Origin of the sequence: Sphingomonas sp. CFBP 8760 (assembly GCF_014841615.1) — a bacterium.
GTDB lineage: Bacteria > Pseudomonadota > Alphaproteobacteria > Sphingomonadales > Sphingomonadaceae > Sphingomonas.
The window spans coordinates 1-18,049 of record NZ_JACYUG010000023.1 but is presented as its reverse complement, the minus strand read 5'-3'; the positions used below and the strand labels follow the sequence as shown (position 1 = coordinate 18,049).

Genomic DNA, 18,049 nt, shown 5'->3' with positions numbered 1-18,049 from the left:
CGTTACATGGCTTCACGGACCTTGTTGTTCTCATTGGCAGCTTCAATAAGCTTGTCGAGATGATCTTGTGCCACATCTGCGATGGCAGCGATGCGATCCACAAGAGCGCTCTTGGCGCGCGCAAGAGCGTGGTTCGCCATCATGGTTGCCAACACGTCATCCGGATAGAGGAGCGCTGCACCGATGAGAGCTGCCATCTCACCAGTAAGGTCACGCTTGCCGTTCAAGACCTTGCTGAGACCGGGACGAGCGACGCCAATGGCCTCTGCAAGACCCCCAACGCTCATGTTTCGCGAAGGAAGGATGGAATTCTTAATGATCAAACCCGGATGGATAGCAAAGCCTGATCCAACCGCCTCTTCCTCAGCGTCCCAATACCTAGCGTTGTTGATCTCCATCGTGTCCACGGTCATTCTCCAATTACAGCATATCGACTAGTTACAATGAGAGGCAGCCGCTAATGCGGCTGCTCTAGCCTCAAGCCCGTGATCTTGTGCGTCTTCTTATCATATTCGAACAGGAGCCTCCACTGGCCCGAGATGTCGATCGACCAAGGTGAACTGGCCTTTTTCGGTGCCCAATGATGCAGACGCCATTGCGGGTTCGCCGTTCCCGCCACCGAGAGGTTCGGGAAGGCGCGAAGCTGGGTAATAATCGACCGCGCCGACACCCCATCGTTCGGCCGCATCCCCGGCACGCGCACCTGGTTGTCTGGCACCGTCGCGGCGAGGGCGTTGATCGCCTTCAACCGACTATCTTTGATTGACACGTCCATCGGCAGTCTCCTTACCAACCGATATAGCCTGTATCCCTTCGGGATACAATAGATATGTATCCCGAAGGGATACAGAGATGGCCGTGCCTCACTTACATCAAATTAGCTTTTCGTCGGTGCGGCCCAGCCGGTCCGCGCCAGCGTGCCGAGCAGGGTCGAGCGCGGTACCTTGAAGGTCCGGCAGACGGACGCCTTGCTGGCACCGCCATCGAGCGCGGCGGTGATCCGCTCGAGCGTTTCCGGATCAATCATTGGTGGGCGGCCGCCCTGGCGGCCCCTGCGTTTCGCCGCAGCCAGCCCCGCCATCACCCGTTCGCGCGTCAGCGCACGCTCATATTGTGCAAGCGCGCCGAACAGGGAGAACAGCAGTTCGCCATGTGAGGTGGTCGTGTCCATCGCTTCCGTCAGCGACCGGAACGCAATGCCGCGCGCCTTCAGGTCGGTAACGATCGTCAACAGGTGGGGCAGCGAGCGCCCGAGCCGGTCGAGCTTCCACACGATCAGCGTGTCGCCCGCGTCCAGATAGTCGAGACAGGCCTTCAGCCCCGGCCGGTCGTCACGTGCGCCGGATGCCTTGTCGGTATGGAGGTGACGAGGATCGACCCCGGCGGCGACCAGTGCATCGCGTTGCAGATCGACCGTCTGGCGGTCGTCGGCGGACGACACTCGCATATATCCGACCTGCATGTGCGAAAAACCCCCGGAAGTACGTTTCCGTACACCCTATCAAAGCGACAGGGTTTGTCGAATATTACTGTTCCAGACAGGTGGGCGTCGGCGGGAGTGCTGGTCCGGGGTGTCGGCAATCATGTGTTTTCGGACACGGGATTGCGGCAGCTTCCAATCAAATTACGTAGTTCCGGTGCAGCCGCTTGAACGCCCGGTGACACTGGAACCGGACCTTCGCCCGTTGAACGCCTGCCGGTCGGCGCCGCGCCCAATGTCGCTATATGCACTCTGAGGCTTTTACGGAGTTACAGGTGTTTAACGAACGCGCCCGAGACCGTAAACTGCTTCGCGCCTTTGGGGGAAAGTCTGGCCAATCTATTGTACCGGAGAGATAAATTATGGCCGACTACGTTTATCTAGATTCAAATGCTTTTTGGTTGATGAAGCCTGATCACCCGCGCTTCGACAGTGATTTCAAAGCGACTGTAGCGCGGATAGGGCACCGCTACAGGTTCCCTTTCTCTGAAGCTCATTTTCGCGATATCGCCGCTGGCGATAGGCCTGGGAATGAACCGTTCATCGAGAAGGATCTCGCATTCCTGGAGACGGTGTCGAATGGTCGCGCGGTGGTTCTCGAACAAGTCGAAAAACGGCCTTCTGACGAGCTTTCACCTGCTGGGAGCCCTATTCCTGGGAGTGAGGGGCCATGGATCACGCATTACGTAGTCGATGACGTCGCCAAGCTTTATCGGAATAGTCCAAAAGCAAAAAGCGCGGGGCGCTTTGTATCCAATGCTGAAGACAGCCATCCGGTTGTCATGAACATTATCCCAGACGATCATCCCATGAAAAAGCACTTACTAGCAAATAATGGAATTATGTCGGCAACTACATTTGATTCATTTATTCAAGAATTTCGAGAACGGTTTAACGATCCGAAGTATTACAAAAATTTTCGAAAATACGTGACGATTGCGGCCAGCAGAATTGGCATGAAAGACAATCTGATGGGGCAGTCCGTAGCCGAAAAGCTAGAATCATTCCAGGTCTTTGTCACCGCAAATTCGGTTGAAGAAATTTCAAATTCCGTGTTGGGAGCGGCGCGGGTTATCGCTTGGATGAAGGGAGAATCTTTTGACGATCTGACTTGGCCGGACAAGCTACTCCGATCATACGGCCTTCTCGACTACAATCAGTATGTATCCGATTCGATTAGTAATAAAAATCGGCCGTCTAACATGATGATTGATGCCAACCACATCATTTATGCAGCCTGCGCGAAACATTTCGTCACGATGGACGGAGGCTTTCACAAGAAGGCTGGAATCATATTCTCAGCGCTCAACGTAAGCACGAGGGTTTCCGACCTTTCCTCATTTAAATCGATATTCAGTTGATCGCTGAATCGTGACAACGCATTGAAAAATGCAGAGGCGAATTTGCCTTCCTGCAACCCTCCGTCTGCGAAAAACCGATTCCGGCATGGGCTGCAAATCCTGCATACACCTTGGAATGTCGACCGTTCCCAACACCCGACCCCAAATCGTAAATCAGCAATCAGCTATTTCCCGTTCCACGCTGGGGCATGGCTCCGTTTGGAACGTCCCGTGTCGAACTGAAAGCTACCGTTCCGACCAAGGACCGGGAATGACGGCAATGTCCCAATTCAAGTCATCGAGCAACCAGATGAGGGAAAATCAGATTGCCGTCACGAATGTGCGACAAACAGGCGTTTGGCGTCAGCCGGGGTAAGCGGTTGGATGACCTTGTTCCTCAAAAGCTGCCGTTCGGCTCCCGCCCAAAAGCGGTAGTCCGCGCCTTTCGCTACTCTCCCCAATTTCGGACGATCGTTCAGGCAGGCAGGATATCGCGCCCGTGATTCTGGTGATCATCGCGACACGTCTGAGTGCCGGATTTGAGAGCTGGTTTGGCGAGCTGGAGGCCCGAGACTGGAACAACCAAGACTCTAGGGGCAAGAGAGTGGCCTGCTCCGTTACCGCAGACCTGCCCCTTACAAGTACGCTGTGACATAGGACGAACTTGGTACAGGTACGCGACCCCGCGTGTCATCTACCAGGACAGTGTAAAGAATTTTTTACGGGCGGATTGGCGGCCCTCAAAGGGGCGAATGGGGGTGCGTTGTGGGGCGGCATGGCGCCTACTCTGCCGCAGGCGGGGGAGCTTGCTCCTCCAAGGTCGTGGCAATCGCCTTACCAAAGGTTGCAAGAAAATTGATGTCTTCGCTGATCTGTCCAGGTCCGCTGGATCGCATGGAGTTAATCGAATGAGCAATCTGATTCCGACGCTCGAAAAAGTCCTCCAAACGCTCGACTATACGAGCGTTAGCCTTTCCCGGCTCAGTCTCATGGACGAAGTCCATTAGCTCTTGAGACACGGATGTGAGCATACATACGTTTTTAAGACCACTCAGGGTGAATAACCCATTGATTTCTTGAGGCCTCATATTGTTTTCATTGTGAATCAATTCACTATAAATGTCTTGTGAAAGGTCGCCTTTGCAGAACTCGTAGACTGTTGTGAAGCGGGTTAGGGCATCGGCGAATATACCATCTCGCGAAAAGTTACTAACCTGGGGATCCAACCGCACACGGGCGATAGCTTCCAAGGTCCGTCGCCAAGCAATACCAGCAAGTTTCGGTGGTAGTCGCTCATATGACTCACAAGCTTCCACAACAGCTTTGGCGTAAGCGCGGGCAAGTTGGCGGATAAATTCTTCAAAGGTTGCGGCCAGCAATAGTACCGCGGCATTCGCACCTGCCACACGGGCACGTGGCCTCCCAAGGGATGGGTCCGCCGATGCTTGGACAAGAATGCGAACGACCTCTAACTCTTCCTCATAATCTTCAAGAACAACTGAGAAAACTGTCGCCATACCAGCTCACTCCGCGGGCTGAAGAATATTCACCATCAATGCGATGCGAGCTTTCACAGCTTGGGCGGTATTTCCTTGACCCGTCAGGATTGTCATCCGAGCTTCGTCAGCAAGTGCTTCCTCAAGTCTTTCGTGGACCGCATTTTTCTCCTCGACGATTTCTTCTCGGCGATCCCATAGGACCTCCATAGCTACCATCGACGCGTCGTACAAAGCAGCGGAAACGCGTTCACGCCCGCGAGCATCAGCAGGAAGCCGGAAAGGGCGTTGATCAAATAGATCATAAAGGAACTGATACCTTTCGCGGAAATCATCTTCTGCAGCGCGCGCATCGGCCTCTGAGATGCTCGTCCTAGCATCCATTGCCCGATCCAACATTGCCTTCATTGATCCTCGTATGTTGGCATCGTCTTTTAATGCAAAGTAGCGTAGTACAAGCTGACAGTCGGCCATGGTAGAATACAAGCTGTTTTTCTGGCGCTCTTCGTTCTCGTAATAGTCACTCGGATCGGCTTCGATGTACGGAGGAATGTCGAAAGTTTCAGTGAACGGCCTAAAGCGCGATAAGTGAACCAGCGTCTGGTTGAATGGGCCCGGATAGATCGCGTTTCGTAGTTCCTGCGCATTAAGTTTGGTACCGCCTGTGTTCAAGCGGTCAAATATAAAGCGCCGAATGTCAGTGGTAGAAAGTCGCCCTGGTGATGATGGTTCACTTTCTAGAAGAAGGACGATTGCTGAGAGTGTGGAGCGATCGAGCGCCCGCTTTATCCTAGGTGGGCATCGCAGGTATCTCAATCCATTGAGGGGTTTCAGAACCTCAAGCCCGCTCAGCGCAAATCCGCCGGCCATGAACTCTCTAACAGCATTTAGCCGCTGCTGACCATCCATGACCTCGTAACGCGCGGCATCGCTCTCGAACAGATAGACCGGAGGTATGGGGATATTGAGCAAGAGAGACTCAATTAGTCGTGACTTCTGAGGAACGGTCCACCGCAAACGCCGCTGATATTCGGGGCGAAGATTGAGAACTTCACCTTTATCTATGAGGTCTTTTATTTGGGGAAGGAAGAAGTTGTTTGTCTGGTAGACGACGCGAAATGCGCTGCTTGCAAAAAACTGATCAGGATCGATGCGAGTTTCTGAAGCCCCCGCTGGCGCCGGATCTTCGTCGGATTCATCGCCAAGGTGCTCGATTAAAAATTCGTCATTAGCCATTTAGGTCTCCACCATTAAGCGCTACCTACGAAAAGATGAAAGGTCGGTCAAAGGTGGGGGGCTGTTTCGTAGACGTGCGCCCACAAACAAGTGCATCGTGAATAGCCTCACCGATCAAAGCCATGGCACCGCGGTTCCTCGCATACTCCCCTAAGCAGCGGCTGCCAACCTATTCGGAAAATCGTTCGATCGGTGAGTAGTATCAACGAAGGACCGCTCTCGCGCGTGCCATTCACGGAGAGTAACGTCCGCCTGGCGGGCAAACGACGCTGACGTCATTTCGTTAACGAACGACTGCTTAGCTCGTCTTCGTGCTCCACAGCAGCCAGTCAGCTTGCCACCAACATCCGACATAATGCTGCCGGTAAACTTGGAACATCCGCGTCATGAGTAGGGCAGATTATCGCCGAACTTGAGCATTAGGCATCATGGGGCTTGTGCGCGTTCTCACATCTACTGATCGCGTTTTTTCAATCTGGTCAGCTGGCGTGCGAGCACCTTCACCGCAACTGCATTGGCACCGACCCGCCCGATTGCGGCTGCGGCTTGATCAACCGTTGCCACCGTCTCGGTAGTGATCGTTGCCAGATCCATGGCGGTCTGTCGCTGGCCAACGGCATGTTCCAGCGATGCGGTGAGTAGTTCGTCCTGTTCCAGCACGAGTGCACCATGCGATGTGACCATCTGGCTGGCGGCGCTCACATCGTGCACGATACCCGAGGATCGGGCAGCAATCTCGTCTGTTGCGTCCTTCGTCCTGATCGCGAGCGTCGACATCTCTGATGCAACTACTGCGAAGGCACTACTTTCAGGTCCGGCCCGCGCTGCTTCGATACGAGCGTTCAAACTGAGAACCCGACTTTCCCGTGCGATCCCTCCAATCGCCGCATTGATCGAGGCGACCCCGGTTATGGATTGCTCCAGGGCATCGATGACCGGCTTGTTCGTGGCCAATGCAGTGCGTGCCAATGCCAACGCATCCGCTTGCTGACGTACGGCTGCCTCCATAAGAGCTGCAGCCGTTTCCAACCCAGCGGCAAGCGAGGCTACTCGATTGGCTTGGTCGGTCATGCCGCGTACAATCATGGTTGCCGTTTCTGCCTCCGAAGCAACACAACCGGCGATGTCGATGAGCCGCGCGGCGATACCTCCGAGTTGGACAGCCAGGTCTGGCTCGGCCAATGGCCCCATGGCCGTCACGGGTTAGGCCTTCTCGCGCACCGCCGCCAACATCGTGTCGGACAGGATCGTATAGGCGGCAAACCATGCTGTTTCGGTATCGCGATCGAAAGCCGAGCCGAGCCCAGCCCGCAGGGTTTCGATCAGCGCAGCGCCGACGGCGGCATAATGCCGTTCTTTGGCACCGTACGTGACATGTCGGATGGCCAGCTCCCTGGCGACCGGCACGATGGTATCGAGGCGGTCCAGTGCGTCCACCACGGTGGCAAGTGTCAGGAACAGCTTGCGCCCCTGTTGCGTCATATCATTGCGAAAGAGCGGCTTCGTATCCGGTGCCAACTCGAAGAGCCGACGATAAAACTCCGCCGCCGTGCTGTCGGTGATCGGCACAACCGCGGCAAAGCTGTCCTGCACGAGATCGATCTGGCGAGCGTTGAGCATGATGAGCTACGTAACGGGGCAATCGCCTCCAATCCGTTAACATGCGAGCGCCTGACGCGGCTCGCTTGCCCAGTTGCGAACGTTCAATCATCGAACCCGGACATTCCACCATTCAAAGCAGGTATTGAACGGGGACTCCCTGAATGGGAGGTAACGGAGACATTCAGCATCGCAACATGGCGGCAGCTGCATAAGCATCATCTGGCGGTTGATGACCCGCTGCCATGGAGGTCAGATGATGGTTCGCAAATTACTCTTCGGCGCAGCGTTTCTGGCCTCTGCCGCTGCATCCATGGCACCATCGGTCGCCAGCGCCCAACGTTATGACGATCGTTATGACCGTTCTTACCAGGGTGACGACCGGCGGTACGAGCAGCGTCCCCGCTACGTCTCCCGCCGCGATGACCGACGCTACGATAACCGCCGGGGTTATGACGACCGCCGCAGTTACGGGAGTCAGGGCTACGACCGTGGTCCGCAGCGGTGCAGCCAGGGCACGACGGGCGCAATCATCGGCGCGCTTGCCGGAGGCCTGCTGGGTCGGACGATCGACAGCCGCGGTGACCGTGCACTGGGCACGATCCTTGGCGGTGGCGCTGGTGCCTTGGCCGGAAATGCCATCGAGAAATCCAACAATTCGGGCTATTGCCGATAAGTCTGAAATTGCTGCCGATCGTTGTTGAGCCCAAGTGCCTTCGGGCGCTTGGGTTCGCGGTCACACTCAGCAGGCTTGCCGGCTCATAGCGGCGGGATATCCTCATAACGGCCAGCTTTACGCAGCTGGCGCACGATGCCGTTAAAGGCGGCGGTGACTCCCTGCGCACGACCAATGTCATTCGTCTGTGAGGCTGCATCCCAGTAGAGCATGAGCGGCCATCGCTCGGGGCAATGCGGTAGCAAGCTGCGCAACGCCAGCCGCACTTCGACAACGTCGACACGACCTTCAGAACAGCGCGATACGCCAGTGCGCAGGATATGCACCGACAGCGCTATGACGACGCGTTGATGCCTGGGCAGCGTCGACAAGGCTCAGCGGAAGTCGTGCGACCTGAACCGCACGACTTCCTCCGAGTCCATGCCATCCGCATGCGGCGGCCAGTATTGATCACGCGGCTCTGGCTTCCAGGCTTTATCGCCGCGGTCGGGGGAGCCGGGATGCTGACCGGCATCGCCGCGGCCGGTACGGTGCGGGAAGGACATGTCGCCGACGCGGATGAGCAGATCGCCATGGTCGATGATCCGGTCGCAGATGACGTGGATCACCTCACCTTCCTTCTGGACGCGGCCCTTCAGCCCCACCATCGAGGCGGACATGATTGTCCGCCGCTGCGCCTCGAAGCGGTCGGGCCAGAGGATGCCATTGGCGATCCCGGTCTCGTCCTCGATGGTGATGAACAGCACGCCCTTGGCGGAGCCCGGCTTCTGGCGGACCAGGATGATGCCGGCGACCTCGACATGACGACCATCGCGGATGCTGGTGAGGTCGGCGCACCTGGTCACGCCACGCCGGGTCAGCTTGTCGCGCACGAAGCTCAGTGGATGCGCACGCAGGGAGAGCTGGAGGTTGCGGTAATCCTCGATCACTTCGCGCCCGTCCGTCAGCGGCCGCAGTGCCACCTCGGGCTCGGCGCCTTCCGCGCTGAAGGTCGCAGCCGCCCGGTCGGCCGCAGCGAACAGCGGTAGCGGTGCGTCACCAAGCCCCCTCACCTTCCACAGCCCCTGCCGGCGATCGACGCTGAAGCTGTGAAAGGCATCGCCATCCGCCAGCTTCTCGATTGCGGCGCGCTGGACGCCGGCCCGCCGCCAGACGTCCTCTACCGTCTCGAACATCGTGATGGTGCGGGCACCGACGATCCGGGCGCCATCGGCATTGGAGAGGCCACGGATCACGCGCAAGCCAAGCCGGACCGCCAGGTAGCGCCCGCCGGTCGGCTCGAGCGTACAGTCCCAGCGGCTGGCATTGACGCAAGGCGGCCGCACCTCGACGCCGTGCTCGCGGGCATCGCGAACGATCTGCGCCGGTGCATAGAAGCCCATCGGCTGCGCGTTCATCAGCGCCGCGCAGAACACGTCCGGGTGGTGATGCTTGATCCAGCTGCTCGCATAGGAGATCTTGGCGAACGAGGCGGCATGGCTCTCCGGGAAGCCATAGGAGCCGAAGCCCTCGAGCTGGCGGAAGGTGCGCTCGGCGAACTCACGGGGGTAGCCGCGCGCGACCATGCCCTCGACCAGCTTCTCGCTGAAGTGGCTGACCCCGCCGGTGAACTTGAACGTCGCCATCGCGCGGCGCAGCTGATCCGCCTCGGCCGGCGTGAAGCCGGCGCCGACGATCGCGACTTTCATCGCCTGTTCCTGGAACAGCGGCACGCCGAGCGTCTTCTCGAGCACCGCGCGCAGTTCGGGGCGGGGATATTCCGGCCGCTCGAGCCCCTCGCGTCTGCGGAGGTACGGATGGACCATGTCGCCCTGGATCGGTCCCGGCCGCACGATCGCGACCTGGATGACGAGGTCGTAGAAGCGACGCGGCTTCATCCGCGGCAGCATGCTCATCTGCGCACGGCTCTCGATCTGGAAGGTGCCGAGCGTGTCTGCCTTCTGGATCATCGCATAGACGTCCGGGTCATCGTCCTGCAGGTCCGCCAGGCCAACCCGTATGCCCTTGTCAGCCTCGAGCATGTTGAAGGCGCGGTTCATGCAGCCGAGCATGCCCAGCCCGAGCACATCGACCTTCATGAACTTCAGGGCATCGATGTCGTCCTTGTCCCACTCGATGATCTGCCGGTCCGCCATCACGGCCGGCTCGATCGGGACCAGGTCATCGAGGCGGTCATGGGTCAGCACGAACCCGCCGGGGTGCTGCGACATATGACGCGGCACCCCGATCAGCTTGCGGGCGAGCTCGAGCGTCAGGCGCAGCCGGCGATCGCCGATGTCGAGGTTGAGCTCCTCGACCTGTTTTTCGCCGACCCCTTCCGCCGACCAGCCCCAGATCAGCCCTGCAAGTGACGAGGTCAGGTCCTCAGGCAGCCCCATCGCCTTGCCGACATCGCGCACCGCGCCGCGGGCGCGGTAGCGGGTCACCACCGCGGTCAGCGCCGCGCGGTCACGGCCATAGGTCTCGTAGATCCACTGGATGATCTCCTCGCGGCGCTCATGCTCGAAGTCGACATCGATATCAGGCGGCTCGCGGCGCTCGCCCGACACGAAGCGCTCGAACAGCAACTCGTGCCTGATCGGATCGATCGAAGTCACGCCAAGCACGAAGCAGACACAGCTGTTGGCGGCCGAGCCGCGGCCCTGGCACAGGATGCCGCGCCGGCGCGCCTCGCGCACGATCGCATAGACGGTGAGGAAGTAGGGCGCGTAGCCAAGCTCGCCGATCAGCCGCATCTCGTGCGCGATCTGGCGGGTATAGGCCTCCGGCACGTTACCATCGAACATCCGCTGGACGGCGTCGGTCGCCAGCTGTTGCAACGCCTCCTGAGCACTCAGGCCGTCGATCAGCTTCTCATGCGGATACTGATACTGGAGCTCGCCAAGATCGAAGGTGCAGTGGCGCGCGATGTCGACGCTGGCCTGCAGCGCGTCCGGATAGGCGCGGAAGCGCCGGACCATCTCGTCAGGCGATTTCAGCGCACGGTCGGCGTTGACCTCGCGGCGGTAGCCAAGCTCGTCGACGGTGCATTTCTCGCGCACCGCGGTGACCACATCCTGTAGCAGCCGGGCATCGGGGGCATGGTAGAGGACGTCGCCGGTCACGACCGCACGGACGCCGGCCCCGCCTGCTTGCCGCGCCAGTGCATCGATGCGGACCGCGTCGTCCGGCCGGCGCCGCTGGAACAGCGCCATATAGCCGCGCCGGCCGTACACCGCCCTGAGATCGGCCAGGGCGGCAAGATTTGCCGCATCCGCCTCGTCCGGCAGCAGGATGGCGATGACGCCGTCCGACCATGGCGGTAGATCTTGCCAGTGGAGGAGGCAGCCGCCCTTCCCTGCCCGCTGCTTGCCGACGGTCAGCAGCCGCGTGATCCGCGACCAGGCGGGGCGATCGGTCGGATAAAGGAGCAGGCGCCGGCCGCAGGACAGATCAACCCGGGTGCCGGCGATCAGGCGGACGCCGGTCGCCTTCTGGGCCTCCCATGCCCGCACGACGCCGGCGACGGTGCCGATGTCGCTGACGCCGATCGCTGGATAGCCAAGCAAGGCAGCAGCCGCGAACAGCTCGTCCGGGCTGGAGGCGCCACGCAGGAGCGAGAAATGGGTCAGCACCTGCAGCTCGACATAGTGAGTCATCCAAAGACCCCGTGCATCCACCAGGACAGGTCGCCGGTGTCGTCCTGGAAGCCATCGCCGCGTCGGAACACCCAGTAGCGGCCCCCCTCCTCATCCTCGACCCGGTAATAGTCGCGTACCGCCCACACCTCGGCATCGCGCCGCCACCATTCGCCGTGGATGCGTTCGGGACCATCGCCGGCGACGACCTTGTAGGTCCTGCCCCGCCACTCGAACCGGCGCGGTGGCTGGTCGGGCATCAGCGCTATCACCCGGTGCAGCGGCTCCGGTCGTGCAAACAGCCGCACCGGACGTTGCCAGCCCGGCCAGTTTCCGGGCACCCTGTTCGGGTCGGAGCGGGCGACGGCCCGTTCCGGCACATGGCTCTCGACCGCGGCGATCCGGAACACCGCGTGCGGCCCGATCCGGCCGGCGATGACGTCGACGAGGCGTGCCGGGTCCCTCACCAGCGTCTCGCCAGCCAGCACCGCGCCGAGCTCAATCGCATCCAGTGGTTCGGTATGCGGTGCGATCAGCCAGAACTGCTCGAGACCAAGGCCGGGATCGATGCGCTCGATGCGCAGCTTCAGCAGCCGCAGCAGGGGCGGCACCTCGCGGGTCGGCCGCGACGTCCCGATCGCCACCACCTGCTCGTTACCATCGACCCGCAGGCCGGTCAGGCGCAGCAGCCGCGCGCCCAGCCCGCGCTCCTGCAGGACACCGGCCAGCTCGTGGAGGAGATCGGCCATGACCTGCGCGATCGCCTCGGCCGTCACGATCGGCTCGAGCAGCCGGCGCTCGGCCATCGGCACCTCGGCGTCCGCCCGCGGCGTGATCGGCTCGGCGACCGCGCTCAGCGCCTGGTCGAGGCGGGTGATTGCGGCGAGACCAAGCCGGCGCGCCAATGGCCCGCGTGCGACCGGCAGCAGGTCCGCGATCCGCTCGAAGCCGAACTTGCGTGCTGCAGCGAGTGTAGAGGGCGCCAGGCGCAGCGCAGCGATTGGCAGCGGCGCGAGCGCGGCTACCGTCGCCTGTGGTGCGACCAGGATGAGGTCGTCCCGGCCGAAGCGGGCGAGTGCATGGGCGGCGCCGGCGGTGTCGGCGACGGCAACGCGGCCGGTGAAGCCCGCTCGCCGGCAAAAGGCGAGCAACCGCCGGCAGAAGCGTTCCTCGCCGCCATGGAGATGGTCGCAGCCGGCCAGGTCAAGCCAGAGACCGTCGCTCGGCGTGACGGCTGCGATTGGTGACCAGCGCCTGACCGCCAGCAGCGCCAGCCGGTCGAGCAGCGCTGCATCGGCTTCCGGTTCGGCGGGGCGGAAATCGAGATCGGAGACCAGTGCACGGGCGTGGGTCGCCGCCATGCCACGGTGGATACCGAGCGCTTGGGCACCGCTGCACGCGGCGACCACCTCATCGCGGCGTCCGACCTTCCCCACCAGCGCCAGCGGGGCATGTCCCGCCGGCATTGCACCAGACACGGCGATGCGTGGAACCGGTGCCGATGCCTTGTAGGGATGGCTTGCCGCCTCGGACCGTCGGCCGAGCTCGCGCATCGGCGGCTGCGCGTGGACCGGCAGCGCCGCGATTTGCGCCTCTACGTCGCCGCGTGACGGCCCACCCTCGCGGGCCCAACGCGCACCTGGACGCCATCCGCCGCCCCGTGGCACCGAACAGGCACCCGGATCGTCGTCTACCGGTAGCTGGAGGACCGACCGCTCAGGCGGCCGCGAAGCGGGCCGTTCCAACCGTCTCAGCCGCTCGATGGCCAAGTCCGGCAGGAACAGCGAGACGACCCGTCTCATCGCTACCCTCCACGATCAGGGAGAAGCCCCCACCACCACGCTGCCGTGCCAGCTCGACCGACCACCGTGGCCGGCCCACGCCCGCGACGCCGAGCCGCTCAGATGGTGCGGTGCCGATCCGCCAGCGCGTCCAGGCAGCCGAGGGTTCGGCAAATGCGTCCTGATGCCGCCCCCGCGCCCGGCGCAGTAGCAAGACGGGCAGGTCGGCTTCCGCTGCCACCAGTTGCAGGCGGCGGGTGGCGACCATCGATACCCTGCTGGCCTCGGCGACGATGGCGGACGGCGTGCCATCGCGCACCGCATCCTCGATCACCGCCAGCAGCGCGGCATCGTCGGGTGGTTGGGCATGGATGACATTGGCGGATGGCAGCCCCGCCTGAGCCAGTGCCGGCGCATAGAGATCGGACCGGCAGCTGACCCACAGCACCGGGCCGCCGGTGCCGTCCGCCTCTCGGGCGGCAATCCCGGCAAGGAACAGCGTCGTCGCCGCATCATCGACAAGTGAGCCGCTGCGCGGCGTCGCCTCATGCAGCGCGCCAGCCCGCAGCCCTCCGGCTCCCAGCCGGTGATCGATGGCATCGATGCCGAACGGCAGCACCCGGTAGTCCGTCACGGGCGTAGCGATGGTCCGCAGGTGCGCTATGCTGGGTGCGACGGTAGCTGGGGTGGCGGACATAAGGGGCAACACTCGATTCGTTCTCTTTATGTTCCGTTAAGAGCAGCTATCGGTCAAGGGTGAATTTCACAGCCTCCAGAATGTGGGTACTTGAGGGTATCGTGATGCCTCAGTCGTTGGCGTCAATGAGGACAGCGCTATTTTCGATCACACGACTGGATCGTAACCCAGCGATAAAAGCCATTAGTCATCGAACGTCGAGGTAAATTGGCTTCGAAAAGCCATTGCAGTTTGATGGTAGGGTTGTGCCAATCTGCCATTCTGCATAATATCATCCTATTGATATTGAAGGTGTGCACATATGCAGATTATCACACTTGCAGCTCAAAAAGGCGGAGTTGGAAAAACGACGCTGGCGGTCAATCTGGCGGTTTCGGCACAGGCATCTGGTATCAAGACGGTGCTCTTTGATTTGGATCCCCAAGAAAGCGCAACGGCGTGGAGTGAGCGGCGTGAGGCTGAGTTACCTCATGTCGAGCCGATCAGCGCACGGAGGCTAGACCAGGCAATCAGCGCGGCTGAAGCCAACGGGTTTGAGCTTACCATCATCGACACTCCCCCGGCCGCAGGTACAGAAGCTGCGGCTGCTGCTCAGCGTGCCGGTATAGTGGTAATTCCGTGTCGCCCCTCATTGATCGATTTGGATGCAATCAAGCGTACTGCGCAACTTATCACCAGCACTGGACGGACTGGCGTTGTCGTCCTCAACGCAGCCCCCCCAACCGCAACGACGCTGCTTGAAGATGCCAGAACACTCGCTGAAGCGACTGGGTTGAAGGTATCGCGTGCAGTGTTGCGCGAGCGGAGCGCTTACCGCGCCGCATGGCCCTATGGTTTAGGCGTCATCGAGTATGAGCCAAAGGGAAAAGCAGCCTTAGAAATTGCAGCCTTGCAGAAACACCTTCTTGATGATTTGATGAATTGCACACCTGCAAGTTTGAAGGGCTGATCATGGCAAAGCGGACCTCCCTATTAGCTCCGGCAATGGCTTCTCAACCACACCGTGAGGTCGAGCCAGATAGTGGCGCAACGATGACAGCGCCTACGCCCCCAGCAAGCGCCACGCGAGCAACCGGCAAGCGCCCAGGCAAATATCACCTGGGTGCGTATTTTGACCCCGCTGATCCCACAGCAGAGGCGTTTCGTGTGCTGGCAGCAAGGACCCGGCGTAGCCATCAGGACCTTTTGGCCGAGGCAATCAGCGAACTAGTAGCCAAATATGAAGCAGATAAGCAATTTGGCCGTATGTGATAATGTGCACACCTGCACATTATCACAACATCAGAGTTGATGCCTTATGAGCAAGCGCCAAAACCCTAACTCTGAGTTCGATCTATTCATCCCGCTAATGGGCGAACTTCCGCTGAAAGATCAGCGGGAGGTGATGGAACGGCCGTTCTTCTCGTTACAGAAGCGCAAGCGTGTGAAACCGATCGAGTATGAAAGCCCAGATGGTGAGACTTGGGTAAAAATAGAGGCTATCCCGGCTTATGGTATGGCGACGATTTGGGATGCGGATATTTTGATTTGGGCTGCATCTACTTTGAACAGAATGCGAGATCAGGGTATCAACGATCTTCCTAGAACTTTGCATACAACATCTTATGATTTGTTACGCGGCATAAAAAGAGACACCAGCGGTCGTGCTTATCAAGAACTACAAGCAGCACTTCAAAGACTTCAAACTACATCTATTTCAACGTCGATACGGGCGCCACGGCGTCGAACAAAGGCTGGCTTTAACTGGCTTGATAAGTGGACATTAGAGGTTGACCCAGAGACGGATCAACCTCGAGGCATGACAATTACATTGTCGGATTGGGTATATGAGGGCATTATAGGCGAGCGGTCTCTCCTAACTATGCATCAAGACTATTTCTTGCTGACTGGTGGATTAGAACGAGCTTTGTATCGCATCGCGCGTAAGCACGCTGGTAATCAGAGGGGCGGATGGATCTGTCGAGTTGAGGTACTTCGAGATAAAACTGGTAGTGATAGTAAACCTAAAGAGTTTAATCGGATGCTCCGTAAGGTAGTAGAGGCCGACCAACTCCCTGACTATGCATTAAAATTAACAGCGACGGCGGATGGTAGCCCTGCGGTGTTGTTCCGACTTCGAGGTGAGGCTGAGGCATTAGCGCTAACCGCCAAGTTAGAAGCCGAACGAGAGAGACGAAGCCGGTTCGATGCTGATCGCCGACGCGTTGCAGAGGTCGATGACCTCATGGACAAGCTCGCCGATGGTAGCTGACTATCGTGGTTTCACACACCGCTAGCTGCGCATTGCGACTAGGTGTCGTCCTAGGCAACGCACTGCGGACAGCAAGCTAGCAACAATCAAAGATTAGAATGCAGTCGAGTATCGTGGCTTCACACACCATCAGGTCGTGGGATCACACACCGCCTTATCGTGGGATCACACACCGAATCACGTGGGATCACACACCGGCTTATGCCGAAAGCGCTTGGAAAACCTGAGATTTTGGCCTCATTTTTTGAGCTTAACCTTCTTAACGATTCATATTTAACAGAATCTTTTAACGCGGGTGAGGTGTCGGGAGTGTGAGATTGAAGAGTCGTGGTGGAATTGGCCTGAAGGCCAATGCGCCTTTGATCCGTGCCGGCTGACGCCGTCACCGAGGCGGCCAGAGGCCGCAGACTTTCGTAAAAGCCGGAAAATTGGCGGTGTGTGCCTGTAGCGACATCAGCCGGTGAATCCCGAAGCGTCACAGAGCAGAACGTCAAACGGCTCGGCAATCGTACCGTGCAGCTCGAGGATCAGCGTTTGCGGCTGAGCCGCTTGCTGTTGGCGGCAACCTTGCCCCGGTAGTGCTTCAGCGTCCCTTGCGTCCCCGACAGCGGCGTATGGCCGAGACCACCGGTCATCAGGCGCGTCTGGAGCTCCATAGCGGCTCGAACCTTTCCGATACCATCAACCGGGCCTCAGCCGCTCCAGCGGGCCCTCCAGCGGTAATACGGGCCATACGCAGTGCCATCACCGTCCCGGCCTCCGCACCCAGCTGCCACATGTCGAACCCTGCAGCCAGCCACCCGCCATATGCCTTGCTGCTCATGACGTCGGCTCTTGTGCATCGCTTACGGACCGAACGCATCGCGGGTGTGCCGTTTCCCGTGCTGTCCGGTAAAGACCCGTCAAGCGGGCAAGAGGATGGCTTGATAGGTCAGTGTGCCATCCGAATTATAGATGGTTTGGACTGATACGGGCTAGAGCCCCTCATCAAATCCATAGGCAACGATACGGCCAATCACCCGGAAAGGGGTCTGGTCGAGTTCGAGCAGCTTGTGAGCCGGATTGGTCGATACCGGTTCGAACCGGGCGGGATCGCCGAGGTAGCGCTTCACCGTCGTCTCATGATGCTCGTTCTCGATCAGATAGACTCGACCGGCATAAAGCGAGGTCTGATCCGGATCGACGATCGCCCAGCCACCCTCGGGCAACAGCCGGTCCATGCTGTCGCCCTTGATCTCGACCCCGAACGCACGACGACCGGCACTGCGCGATGAGATCGGACGGTCGCCCATCGGTGTCTGGATCGCCTCCTGCCACAGCCCGGCCGAGGCCAGGCCGATCACCGGTACCCACTGCACCCGCGATTCCGGCCGCATCTCCAGCAGCCGCTCGATCGCGGCGCGCTCGTCGAGCCGGACCCGTCGCTTGCCATGCAGGATGTTGGAGACGGCCGACTGCGAGGTGAAACCCGCCTCACGCGCGATCCGGCCCTGCGACACGCCGAGGCGCTCCATCGCTTCCTTCATCGCGGCAACGAACTCGGTCTCATCCATGGCCAGGGTTTCGCATGAGCGGTGCCAAAGCCGCTCCCCAAAAATCCGGATGATTCATGCTTGCCAATCCATCCGAATATCGGATAGGTGCTTGGCTTATGGAGCCAGTCGACGAGATCTTTGCCGCGTTCGGGGATAGCCCGACCACGCTCGCGCGTGAAGCCGGCGCCAAGGTGCAGACCGTCCATGCCTGGCGGGTCACGCTGCGCAACATCCCGACGTGGCGGCGTGCAGCCGTACTGGCGGCGGTCGAACGGCTCGGGCTGGTGCTCTCCCCAGCCGCCCTGGCATATCTCGGAGACACCGGCGCTGCCCCGGCCGAG

General features: G+C 60.0%; 19 protein-coding genes. 6 read left to right on the top strand and 13 right to left on the bottom strand.

Annotated elements, in window-relative coordinates; translation table 11 throughout:
• Positions 1-2: 2 nt before the first annotated feature.
• The 3 genes from IFT82_RS18225 to IFT82_RS18215 form a co-directional block, all read right to left on the bottom strand.
• Positions 3-413 (bottom strand): helix-turn-helix transcriptional regulator, encoded by a 411-nt coding sequence (locus tag IFT82_RS18225; protein ID WP_207105831.1) that lies wholly within the window; start codon positions 411-413, stop codon positions 3-5.
• Between the two features lie 44 nt (positions 414-457).
• The gene (locus tag IFT82_RS18220) at positions 458-775 is read right to left on the bottom strand and encodes a hypothetical protein (protein WP_192129544.1); all 318 of its coding nucleotides are present in this window, start codon (positions 773-775) and stop codon (positions 458-460) included.
• 102 nt (positions 776-877) lie between these two features.
• A complete protein-coding gene (locus tag IFT82_RS18215) occupies positions 878-1,462 on the bottom strand; it encodes a recombinase family protein (protein ID WP_192129542.1) in 585 nt (194 codons plus the stop codon).
• 380 nt (positions 1,463-1,842) lie between these two features.
• Here IFT82_RS18215 and IFT82_RS18210 point away from each other — a divergent pair, with 380 nt between their 5' ends.
• Positions 1,843-2,841, top strand: a complete 999-nt coding sequence (locus IFT82_RS18210; RefSeq protein ID WP_192129540.1) for a hypothetical protein — start codon at positions 1,843-1,845, stop codon at positions 2,839-2,841.
• A 761-nt stretch (positions 2,842-3,602) separates the two neighbouring features.
• Here IFT82_RS18210 and IFT82_RS18205 read toward each other — a convergent pair.
• The 4 genes from IFT82_RS18205 to IFT82_RS18190 form a co-directional block, all read right to left on the bottom strand.
• Complete coding sequence (locus IFT82_RS18205) at positions 3,603-4,337, bottom strand: MAE_28990/MAE_18760 family HEPN-like nuclease (RefSeq protein ID WP_192129538.1); 735 nt, start codon at positions 4,335-4,337, stop codon at positions 3,603-3,605.
• A gap of 6 nt (positions 4,338-4,343) precedes the next feature.
• Complete coding sequence (locus IFT82_RS18200; RefSeq protein ID WP_192129536.1) at positions 4,344-5,552, bottom strand: DUF262 domain-containing protein; 1,209 nt, start codon at positions 5,550-5,552, stop codon at positions 4,344-4,346.
• Positions 5,553-6,005: 453 nt separating this feature from the next.
• Positions 6,006-6,743: a methyl-accepting chemotaxis protein gene (locus IFT82_RS18195; protein ID WP_244646955.1), complete on the bottom strand. Its 738-nt coding sequence runs from the start codon at positions 6,741-6,743 to the stop codon at positions 6,006-6,008.
• Between the two features lie 12 nt (positions 6,744-6,755).
• Positions 6,756-7,172 (bottom strand): globin family protein, encoded by a 417-nt coding sequence (locus IFT82_RS18190; protein ID WP_192129532.1) that lies wholly within the window; start codon positions 7,170-7,172, stop codon positions 6,756-6,758.
• Between the two features lie 235 nt (positions 7,173-7,407).
• Here IFT82_RS18190 and IFT82_RS18185 point away from each other — a divergent pair, with 235 nt between their 5' ends.
• Positions 7,408-7,827, top strand: coding sequence for a glycine zipper 2TM domain-containing protein (locus IFT82_RS18185; RefSeq protein ID WP_342355154.1), 420 nt, complete (start codon positions 7,408-7,410; stop codon positions 7,825-7,827).
• Between the two features lie 83 nt (positions 7,828-7,910).
• Here IFT82_RS18185 and IFT82_RS18180 read toward each other — a convergent pair whose 3' ends face one another.
• From IFT82_RS18180 to IFT82_RS18165, 4 genes are read right to left on the bottom strand one after another with little or no spacing between them, the layout of a single operon-like run.
• Positions 7,911-8,198 carry a hypothetical protein gene (locus IFT82_RS18180; RefSeq protein WP_192129530.1) on the bottom strand — a complete coding sequence of 96 codons (288 nt, stop codon included), beginning with the start codon at positions 8,196-8,198 and terminating at the stop codon, positions 7,911-7,913.
• Between the two features lie 3 nt (positions 8,199-8,201).
• Complete coding sequence (locus IFT82_RS18175; RefSeq protein WP_192129528.1) at positions 8,202-11,465, bottom strand: error-prone DNA polymerase; 3,264 nt, start codon at positions 11,463-11,465, stop codon at positions 8,202-8,204.
• Entirely contained in the window at positions 11,462-13,246 is a 1,785-nt protein-coding gene (locus tag IFT82_RS18170) for a Y-family DNA polymerase (protein WP_342355152.1), read from the bottom strand. The genes IFT82_RS18175 and IFT82_RS18170 overlap by 4 nt, the downstream gene beginning before the upstream one ends.
• On the bottom strand, positions 13,161-13,922 hold the full coding sequence (locus IFT82_RS18165) for an ImuA family protein (protein WP_192129581.1): 762 nt from the start codon (positions 13,920-13,922) through the stop codon (positions 13,161-13,163). The genes IFT82_RS18170 and IFT82_RS18165 overlap by 86 nt, the downstream gene beginning before the upstream one ends.
• A gap of 301 nt (positions 13,923-14,223) precedes the next feature.
• Between IFT82_RS18165 and IFT82_RS18160 the strand changes: the two genes are divergently transcribed.
• The 3 genes from IFT82_RS18160 to IFT82_RS18155 are packed head-to-tail and all read left to right on the top strand — an operon-like array spanning position 14,224 to position 16,173.
• Positions 14,224-14,871, top strand: a complete 648-nt coding sequence (locus IFT82_RS18160; RefSeq protein WP_192129526.1) for a ParA family protein — start codon at positions 14,224-14,226, stop codon at positions 14,869-14,871.
• A 2-nt stretch (positions 14,872-14,873) separates the two neighbouring features.
• Complete coding sequence (locus IFT82_RS21545; protein WP_446740986.1) at positions 14,874-15,173, top strand: ribbon-helix-helix domain-containing protein; 300 nt, start codon at positions 14,874-14,876, stop codon at positions 15,171-15,173.
• A 46-nt stretch (positions 15,174-15,219) separates the two neighbouring features.
• Positions 15,220-16,173, top strand: a complete 954-nt coding sequence (locus IFT82_RS18155; protein ID WP_192129524.1) for a replication initiator protein A — start codon at positions 15,220-15,222, stop codon at positions 16,171-16,173.
• 527 nt (positions 16,174-16,700) lie between these two features.
• Here IFT82_RS18155 and IFT82_RS21245 read toward each other — a convergent pair.
• Both IFT82_RS21245 and IFT82_RS18145 read right to left on the bottom strand, forming a co-directional pair.
• A complete protein-coding gene (locus IFT82_RS21245; protein WP_274602269.1) occupies positions 16,701-16,829 on the bottom strand; it encodes a hypothetical protein in 129 nt (42 codons plus the stop codon).
• Positions 16,830-17,147: 318 nt separating this feature from the next.
• Positions 17,148-17,726: a LexA family protein gene (locus tag IFT82_RS18145; protein ID WP_192129522.1), complete on the bottom strand. Its 579-nt coding sequence runs from the start codon at positions 17,724-17,726 to the stop codon at positions 17,148-17,150.
• A gap of 98 nt (positions 17,727-17,824) precedes the next feature.
• Here IFT82_RS18145 and IFT82_RS18140 point away from each other — a divergent pair.
• A partial coding sequence (locus IFT82_RS18140) for a hypothetical protein (RefSeq protein WP_207105830.1) occupies positions 17,825-18,049 on the top strand: 225 nt, incomplete at its 3' end.

Coding starts and splice junctions, on each gene's coding strand:
- IFT82_RS18205 (WP_192129538.1), bottom strand. CDS start 4,337: ATGGCGACAGTTTTCTCAGTTGTTCTTGAAGATTATGAGGAAGAGTTA.
- IFT82_RS18170 (WP_342355152.1), bottom strand. CDS start 13,246: ATGAGACGGGTCGTCTCGCTGTTCCTGCCGGACTTGGCCATCGAGCGG.
- IFT82_RS21245 (WP_274602269.1), bottom strand. CDS start 16,829: ATGGAGCTCCAGACGCGCCTGATGACCGGTGGTCTCGGCCATACGCCG.
- IFT82_RS18190 (WP_192129532.1), bottom strand. CDS start 7,172: ATGCTCAACGCTCGCCAGATCGATCTCGTGCAGGACAGCTTTGCCGCG.
- IFT82_RS18155 (WP_192129524.1), top strand. CDS start 15,220: ATGAGCAAGCGCCAAAACCCTAACTCTGAGTTCGATCTATTCATCCCG.
- IFT82_RS18185 (WP_342355154.1), top strand. CDS start 7,408: ATGATGGTTCGCAAATTACTCTTCGGCGCAGCGTTTCTGGCCTCTGCC.
- IFT82_RS18220 (WP_192129544.1), bottom strand. CDS start 775: ATGGACGTGTCAATCAAAGATAGTCGGTTGAAGGCGATCAACGCCCTC.
- IFT82_RS18225 (WP_207105831.1), bottom strand. CDS start 413: ATGACCGTGGACACGATGGAGATCAACAACGCTAGGTATTGGGACGCT.
- IFT82_RS18200 (WP_192129536.1), bottom strand. CDS start 5,552: ATGGCTAATGACGAATTTTTAATCGAGCACCTTGGCGATGAATCCGAC.
- IFT82_RS18145 (WP_192129522.1), bottom strand. CDS start 17,726: ATGGATGAGACCGAGTTCGTTGCCGCGATGAAGGAAGCGATGGAGCGC.
- IFT82_RS21545 (WP_446740986.1), top strand. CDS start 14,874: ATGGCAAAGCGGACCTCCCTATTAGCTCCGGCAATGGCTTCTCAACCA.
- IFT82_RS18165 (WP_192129581.1), bottom strand. CDS start 13,922: ATGTCCGCCACCCCAGCTACCGTCGCACCCAGCATAGCGCACCTGCGG.
- IFT82_RS18215 (WP_192129542.1), bottom strand. CDS start 1,462: ATGCAGGTCGGATATATGCGAGTGTCGTCCGCCGACGACCGCCAGACG.
- IFT82_RS18210 (WP_192129540.1), top strand. CDS start 1,843: ATGGCCGACTACGTTTATCTAGATTCAAATGCTTTTTGGTTGATGAAG.
- IFT82_RS18160 (WP_192129526.1), top strand. CDS start 14,224: ATGCAGATTATCACACTTGCAGCTCAAAAAGGCGGAGTTGGAAAAACG.
- IFT82_RS18175 (WP_192129528.1), bottom strand. CDS start 11,465: ATGACTCACTATGTCGAGCTGCAGGTGCTGACCCATTTCTCGCTCCTG.
- IFT82_RS18195 (WP_244646955.1), bottom strand. CDS start 6,743: ATGGGGCCATTGGCCGAGCCAGACCTGGCTGTCCAACTCGGAGGTATC.